Origin of the sequence: Streptomyces torulosus (assembly GCF_001419765.1) — a bacterium.
GTDB classification, from domain to species: domain Bacteria; phylum Actinomycetota; class Actinomycetes; order Streptomycetales; family Streptomycetaceae; genus Streptomyces; species Streptomyces torulosus.
On the sequence record NZ_LIRK01000743.1, the window covers coordinates 1 to 1,942 of the forward strand.

1 protein-coding gene is annotated in these 1,942 nt (G+C 73.3%); it reads right to left on the reverse strand.

What is annotated here, in order from left to right:
* Positions 1-1,942: type I polyketide synthase (locus AOK23_RS38900; protein ID WP_206336417.1), on the reverse strand; the 1,942-nt coding region annotated here is incomplete at both ends.

A 1,942-nucleotide genomic window follows, 5' to 3' on the forward strand; every position in this document is an offset into this window, starting at 1 on the left:
GAACAGAGCAGGCTGCGCCCAACCGGTGGACTCCAACACCTCAGCAGGGCCCTCGAACACGACCTCCTTCAAGGACCCCGGCAACAACCCCTCAAAGGCCCCGCACACCTCGTCAAACGCAGCCGCGAACACCGGGAACGCCTCATACAGACCACGCCCCATCCCCACCCGCTGCGAACCCTGACCCGAGAACACCACCGCCAGACCACCGCCCGCGGGCGAGTCGGTCGTGGTGGCTCCGGCCTCGGCGAGGCCCGTGAGTGCCTGGTGGAGCTCGTCGGGGTCCGTGGCCGTGAGGACGGTGGCGGTGGGCAGGACCGCTCGGGTGGTGGCGAGCGAGAGCGCCAGGTCGGGCAGCCGTACGTCGGGGCGCTCGGCCAGGAAGGCGGCGTATCGGGCCGCCTGGGCGCGCAGGGCCGCGTCGTCGTGGGCGGACAGGACGAGCGGGACGACGGACGGTCCCTGCTCCGCGCTCTCGGACTCCGGCACCGACTCCGGCAACAGCACCGGCTCCGTGACGGGCTGGGGGTTCGGCTGTGCGGGTGTGTCGGGTTGTTCGAGGACGACATGGGCGTTGGTGCCGCTGATCCCGAAGGCCGACACGCCCGCCCGGCGCGGACGGCCGGTGTCCGGCCAGGGGCGGTTCTCCGTGAGCAGTTCCACCGCGCCGGCCGACCAGTCCACCTCGGGCGTCGGCTCGTCCACGTGGAGGGTGCGGGGCAGCGTCCCGTGCCGCAGGGCCAGGACCGTCTTGATGACGCCCGCCACACCCGCCGCCGCCTGGGCGTGCCCGATGTTCGACTTCAACGACCCCAGATACAGCGGTCGTTCACGGTCCTGCCCATACGTCGCGAGGAGCGCGTGCGCCTCGATCGGGTCACCGAGCCGGGTGCCGGTCCCGTGCGCCTCGACCGCGTCCACGTCCGCAGGCGACAGGCCCGCGCCTGCCAACGCGTCGAGGATGACACGCTGTTGGGAGGGGCCGTTCGGCGCCGTCAGGCCGTTCGACGCACCGTCCTGGTTGACCGCCGAACCCCGCACCACCGCCAGCACCGGATGACCGTTGCGGCGGGCGTCCGACAACCGTTCCACCACCAGCACCGCCGCGCCCTCGCCGAGGGCGAAGCCGTCGGCCGCGGCGGCGAAGGACTTGCTGCGGCCGTCGCGGGCGAGGGCCTGCTGGCGGCTGAAGCCCACGAAGGAGGCGGGTTCGGACATGACGGTCGCTCCGCCGGCGAGCGCGAGGTCGCACTCCCCCGCCCGTAGCGCCTGCACGGCGAGGTGGAGGGCGACGAGGGAGGACGAGCAGGCCGTGTCCACGGTGACCGCCGGGCCCTCCAGGCCGAGCGTGTACGCGATGCGGCCGGAGGCGACGCTGGCGGCGGCACCGGTGGCGAAGTAGCCCTCGACGTCGGTGGCCGCGTCCAGCAACCGTGCCGTGTGGCCCTGTTCGCTGACGCCCACATAGACGCCCGTACGGCTGCCGCGCAGGGTCGACGGGTCGATCGCGGCCCGCTCCAGGGCCTCCCACGAGGTCTCCAGCAGGAGCCGCTGCTGGGGGTCCATCGCCGGCGCCTCGCGCGGCGAGATGTTGAAGAACGCCGGGTCGAAGAGGGCGGCGTCGGAGAGGAAACCGCCGTGGTCGACGTAACTGGAGTCCGGTGCGGCCCCGTCGGGGTCGTGGAGCCGGTGCAGGGGCCAGCCCCGGTCCACGGGGAACGGGCCGATGAGGTCCGCCTCGTCGGTGAGGGCCCGCCACAGCTCCTCTGGGGAGCCGATGCCGCTGGGGAAGCGGCAGCCCATGGCGACGACGGCGATCGGGTCGTCGCCGTCGGCGGCGGCCCTGATCACCACGGGCGCCTGGCGTTCCCGCTCGCCGAGGAGCTTCTGGCCGAGGAACACGGCGAGGGCGGTGACGGTGGGGTGGTCGAAGACCAGGGTG